The sequence below is a fragment of the Martelella sp. UBA3392 genome (genome assembly GCF_002358775.1).
GTDB classification, from domain to species: domain Bacteria; phylum Pseudomonadota; class Alphaproteobacteria; order Rhizobiales; family Rhizobiaceae; genus Martelella; species Martelella mediterranea.
On sequence record NZ_DEPM01000308.1, the window covers coordinates 1 to 5,743 of the forward strand.

General features: G+C 64.0%; 4 protein-coding genes. All 4 read right to left on the minus strand.

Going from position 1 to position 5,743, the window contains the following annotated elements:
* Nucleotides 1–64: 64 nt before the first annotated feature.
* Nucleotides 65–1,294, minus strand: a complete 1,230-nt coding sequence (gene rlmN / locus B4E36_RS23960) for a 23S rRNA (adenine(2503)-C(2))-methyltransferase RlmN (RefSeq protein WP_345900914.1) — start codon at nt 1,292–1,294, stop codon at nt 65–67.
* A gap of 192 nt (nt 1,295–1,486) precedes the next feature.
* Nucleotides 1,487–3,046, minus strand: coding sequence for a glucan biosynthesis protein (locus tag B4E36_RS23965; protein WP_292055270.1), 1,560 nt, complete (start codon nt 3,044–3,046; stop codon nt 1,487–1,489).
* 129 nt (nt 3,047–3,175) lie between these two features.
* On the minus strand, nt 3,176–3,499 hold the full coding sequence (gene trxA / locus B4E36_RS23970; RefSeq protein WP_018065654.1) for a thioredoxin: 324 nt from the start codon (nt 3,497–3,499) through the stop codon (nt 3,176–3,178).
* Between the two features lie 98 nt (nt 3,500–3,597).
* On the minus strand, nt 3,598–5,743 hold a 2,146-nt coding region (locus tag B4E36_RS23975), incomplete at its 5' end, for a 3'-5' exonuclease (RefSeq protein WP_345900915.1).

The window sequence follows — 5,743 nt, forward strand, 5'->3', positions numbered from 1 at the left end:
TCGGGGCATCTCTCCCGCCAGCGGGAGAGAATATTGGGAGCAAGCGGCAAAGCAGAACCCTGCCTCAATCCCCGTGATTGGCGATCATCATCGCCTCGTAGGCGAGCCGTTCGGTCTTGCGCATGCGCTCCGATTCTGACTTGAGCTGGCCGCAGGCCGCCAGAATGTCGCGGCCGCGCGGGGTGCGGATCGGGGAGGCGTAGCCGGCCTGGTTGATGAAATCGGCGAAGCGCTCGATCGTCTCCCAGTCGGAACACTGGTAGTTCGACCCCGGCCACGGGTTGAAAGGGATCAGGTTGATCTTGGCCGGCACGCCCTTCAAAAGCTTCACCAGATCGCGGGCATCGGCAAGGCTGTCATTGACGTCCTTCAGCATCACATATTCGAAGGTGATGCGCTTGGCGTTGGACAGGCCCGGATACTCGCGGCAGGCCTTGATCAGCTCTTCCAGCGGATACTTCTTGTTGATCGGCACCAGCAGATCGCGCAGGTCGTCGCGCACCGCATGCAGCGAAATCGCCAGCATGCAGCCGATCTCGTCGCCGGTGCGGTAGATTTCCGGCACCACGCCGGAGGTCGAGAGCGTGATGCGGCGCTTCGACAGCGACAGGCCGTCCTCGGCAGACGCGATCAGCAGCGCCTTCTTGACCGCCTCGAAATTATAGAGCGGCTCGCCCATGCCCATCATCACGATATTGGTGACCTTGCGGTCGGATTCCGGGATGAAGGCGCCGTTCGGCGCATCGCGGTTCGGAAAATCGCCGAGCGCGTCGCGGGCGACCAGCAACTGGCCGAGAATTTCCTCGGGCCGCAAATTGCGCACCAGACGCTGGGTGCCGGTGTGACAGAAGGAGCAGGTGAGCGTGCAGCCGACCTGGCTGGAGATGCACAGCGTCCCGCGATCTTCCTCCGGAATATAAACGGTCTCGATCTCGACGGGCTTGCCTGCACCGTGCGAGGGGAAGCGGATCAGCCATTTGCGGGTGCCGTCGGTCGAAATCTGCTCGGTGACGATTTCCGGGCGGGCGATGTCGAAGGCCTCGGCCATCCTCACCCGCAGGTCCTTGGCGACATTGGTCATCTCGGCAAAATCCGAGACGCCGCGCACGTAAAGCCAGTTCCATATCTGGCTGACGCGCATCTTGATCTGCTTGTCGGCGACGCCGACCGAGGAAAGCGCCTCGGCAAGCTCCGGCTTGGAAAGACCGATCAGCGTGGTCTTGCCCTGCGCGGGAGCTGCGGCAGGACGCGGCCGGGCGCGCTGGGCTTCAAGATCGATTTCGGCTACGGACATGGTCTCTCCGGCAACGCGGTCGTTCGCCGCCGGCCCTTCAGGCGGCAGGGCGAACCCGCTGATACGCTATGAAAAATCATCGGGCGCTGTCATAGAGGCCGCCCGTTTGCGCGAGCCTATAGCACTAAATTGCCGCCGCGTCATCCCTTGCCGGGGCACCAGCCATGAAGCCGCGCCCCGGCAAAGATTGGGTCACTCGAACTGGCCGGCGTGAAACTGGCCGAGCCAGGTCTCCGTCAGCGGCGCGCCGTCCTTGGAAAGATAGGCGCGGACATCGACGGTATCGGCGCCCTCCTCGAACTTCAGGTCGTAGGTCAGCCGCCAGTCGTCGGTGCCGACGATCGGCATGGCGAAGGCATCAAGCAGCTCCGCGCCGGGGCCCACCGAGACCTGCGGCTCGACGCCATCTTCCATCGTCAGGCTGGAGACGGCATCGCCGGAGAACTCGACCACAACCTTGATCTGGTCGTCCGGGCGCGGCTGGCCGGGCACGCCGCCGCGGCCGATCCGGCTCGCCTCGGTTTCGGCCAGCGCATCGTTTTCAGGCCCGCGCTTGGCCCAGGTCAGCGTATAGGCGAAATCGCGTTCCTCGCCCGCCTCGGGCAGGTCCTCGGGCAGCCAGTAGGCGACGATGTTGTCGTAGATCTCGTCATCGGACGGCAGTTCCACGAGCTGCACCATGCCCTTGCCCCAGTCCCCCTCCGGCGTGATCCAGGCGGAAGCGCGGCGATTGTAGAACACGCCGTCATCGAGATAGTGGTCGAAATCGCGGTCGCGCTGGATCAGGCCGAACCCCTGCGGGTTGTCGTCATAGAAGCTCGAGGTCACCACCCGGTTTGGATTGTTGAGCGGCCGCCAGATCTGCTCGCCGCTGCCTGTGACGATTTCCAGACCATCGCTGTCATGGACTTCCGGACGCCAGTCGAAGGCCATGTTGCGATGGGTCTCGGAATACCAGTACATCGAGGTCAGCGGCGCGATGCCGAGACGCTCCACCGCATCGCGGAAGAACAGCCGGCTCTGGATATGAAGCACCTGGCCCTCGCCATCGGTGTTTTCCGCCTCGATCCGGTAGGCGCCAGTCACGCTCTTGCTGTCCAGCAGCGCGTAGATGACGATGCCCTCATCGGCATCCTCGTCTTCCTCCAGATAGAAAGCGGTGAAGCGCGGAAACTCCTCCGCCGTCGAAAGACCGGTATCGACCGCCAGAGCGCGCGCCGAAAGGCCGTACTGCTTGTCGGGACCATCGGTGCGGAAATAGGAGGCCCCGAGAAACGAAATCCAGTCGGTCTTCATATCCGGCCGCATCACCCGGAACCCGGCCCAGCCCGCGACATCCTCGACCGCCTTTGCGGGACTGTCCTCCGGCATGTCGAAATAATCGGCGCTGTAGATAACTTCGCGGGCCTCGCCGTCCTCCACCAGATTGATCGTCACCGGTTCCTTGAAATAGCGGCCCTGATGGAAGAACTGCACCGGCGCATCGCCGACCTCCACGGTGTGATCGGCGCGGAACCTGATCTTCCAGTGGGCGTCGTAATCGATCTTCTCGAACAGTTCCGGCGTTTGCACCGGATAGGGCTCGAACGGCTTTTCCGAAAGCACTTTCGCTTCTTCGGCAAGCGTTTCAAAGGAGAAAGGTTTTGCCGGGCCGAGTTCCGGTTCGAAGGCGGAAGCCGTTGCCGGCAACAGAAACAGGGGAACAAAAAACAGGCTGAGGAGAGAGGGCGAAACAGAACGCATCGTCGTCATCAAGAGGTAAACTCCGTTTTGGCCGTAATCATGCTTAAGGCCAAAACGCGGCATAACCCGCCAGGTTCCGCCTCGATCAAAAAAAGCCCGCGCAATGGCGGGCTTCATGGCTGCAAAATGTGGCTGTTTTCAGCCTACGACGCCGGAAATCCAGCTCGAAAGCGCGGTTTTCGGCGCGGCGCCGACCTTCACGTCGGCAAGTTCGCCGCCCTTGAACATGGCCAGCATCGGGATCGAACGGACCCCGTACTGAACCGCCAGATCCGGATTGTCATCGACATTGACCTTGGCGATCTTGACCTTGCCGTTCATTTCCTCGGCGATTTCCTCCAGGCTCGGGCCGATCATCCGGCACGGGCCGCACCATTCGGCCCAGAAATCGACCACGACGGGTTCTGAAGATTCAAGCACTTCCTGCTTGAAATTGGCTGTAGTGACCTTGACTGTCGTCATTTGATAGCTCCTTGCGTTGCCGGAAACACACCCGGCCCCTTGCGCAAAATCTTGCGATGCATGTGAGCATGGTTTCACAAAAAATCAATGCCGCCCCGTCACTTTGTCGCAAGTCGCTCCAAGGCTTCGGCGAGTTCGGTCTCGCTCAGCACCCGCACCGCCGCCGTCTCTGTATAGATCAGCAGGCAGTCGATCGCGCTTTGCGGATAGAGCGGCTTCAGGATTTCGCGATAGACCGCCATCTGCGCCACATGGCTGAAGGGCGGCGTCTCGCTATCGCCCGGCGGGTTACGGTTGGTCTTGAAATCGGCGAGCAGCACCCGGTTATCCGTCACCGCCAGCCGGTCGAGCCGGCCGGAAACGGTATAAGCCCCGCCGGCAAGCCGCACGGTTCCGGCAATGGAGACTTCCGGACGCGCAGACGGCGCAAACAGCGGCTGCAGCCGGGGATCGCCGATCACCGCCATCACGCTTGCGGCAATCGCGGCGCGTTCTTCGTCCGGCAGCGCAAAAGCCGCCCGGTCGAGATAGCGCCGGCAGGCGGCGGCGCGGTCATCGGTCTCGAATCCCGGCAATATCTGCAACAGCCGGTGCACCAGCCGGCCGCGCTCCAGCGCCAGATTGATCTCCGGCTTTTCGAACAGCGGCGAGGCCGTCATCGGCGCGGGATCCTCGACCTCGATGCCTGCACGCGACGGGCTGAGCGGCGGCTGCGGCCGTTCGGTCTCGCGAAACGGCGTCAGCAACGCCTCCGGCAGCGGCGGCTTTTCGCTGGCCTCCTTTCCGGCCTCGGCCTCGTCAAACCGGCGCGGCGGGATTTTTTCCTCGAAGACCAGCGCCGGCCATTCCTCGCCGCCCGGCCCGGCCATCGCCGTCTCGTTGACGCGGTGATCGCCTTCCAGCGCCGACCAGACCATGCGGTGCCAGGTATCCGGCACCTCGGTGCGGCCGCGATAGCCGGCCACGATCAGCCGGTCGGCGGCGCGGGTCATGCCCACGTAAAGCAGCCGGCGATATTCCTCCTTCGCCTCGGCCTCGCGCCGGGCGAGATCGGCGGCGACCATGCTGTCGGCGTCACGCGCGGCTCCATGCCAGACCGGCACATCGCCCGCCATCACCCGGAAGCCCGAAAGGTTGCGCGGCTCGAACGGCTTACCGCCGCCATCGACCAGAAACACCACCGGCGCTTCCAGCCCTTTGGCGGCATGGGTGGTCATGATCCGCACTTCATCGCGGCTCTGGTCCTGCTCGCGCTTGATCTCCAGCCCGCCCGTCTCCAACACGTCGAGGAAGCTCTGCAGGCCCGGCAGGCCGGTATCTTCGTGGCCCTTGGCGGCATTGAGGAATTCATCGAGAATATCGCCGGCCTCGCTGCCGAGCCGCGCCAGAAACGCCCGCCTGCCGCCCTCGCGCGCCAGAATGCCGGCATAGAAATCGAAAGCGGTGCGCCGGCGCGCGGCATTGACGATCCGCTCCAGCGTCTCGGCCGCAGTGGCAAGCGTCTCATCGCCCGCGCCCGCAAGCCTTCTCAGCGCCGACCAGACATGCTCGCCGGGCTTGCGCATTGCCGCCACGGCAAAGAGATCGTCTTCCGACAGCGACAGCAGCGGGCTCTTGAAGATCGCGGCCAGCGAGAGATCGTCCTCCGGCAGCACGGCAAACCGGCCAAGCGCGATCAGGTCCTTGACCGCAATGTGATCGGCAAGCCGCAACCGGTCGGCGCCGGCGACGGGAATGTCGTAGGGCGATTTCAGCGCGCGGGTCAGCGCATTGACGAAGGCATCGCGCTTTCTCACCAGAACCAGAATGTCACCAGCCCTCACCGTGCGGCTGACGCCGTGATCGACGAGCGTCTCGGTTCCGACCATGGCGGCGATGCGGTGGGCGATCCGCCGGGCAAGGATCGCCGCCGGCGCCTCGTCGGGCGTGGCGTCGAACGGCGCGGTCCAGTCATCGGTCTCGATCACTTCGGCCGGCGCGATCACATCCCACGCCTCGACCCGACCCGGATGGCCGATGCGGTTGGAGATATGAACCGTGGCCTCGTCTTCCGCCGAAAGCCCCTTGCGGTTTTCCGGCACCGAGAACACGAGGTCGACCGCCGAAAGCACCGAGGCGGTCGAGCGGAATGACAGCGGCAGGCCGATCCGCGCGAAACCGGCATCGATCGCCAACACCCGCCGCTCGGCGAGCCGGCCCTCGGCGGAAAACCGCTCGGGTCGCGCGCCCTGGAACGAATAGATC

What these genes read in the sequence shown, in the direction of transcription:
- B4E36_RS23965 (WP_292055270.1), bottom strand. Translation starts at nt 3,046, where the DNA reads ATGACGACGATGCGTTCTGTTTCGCCCTCTCTCCTCAGCCTGTTTTTT.
- trxA (WP_018065654.1), bottom strand. Translation starts at nt 3,499, where the DNA reads ATGACGACAGTCAAGGTCACTACAGCCAATTTCAAGCAGGAAGTGCTT.
- rlmN (WP_345900914.1), bottom strand. Translation starts at nt 1,294, where the DNA reads ATGTCCGTAGCCGAAATCGATCTTGAAGCCCAGCGCGCCCGGCCGCGT.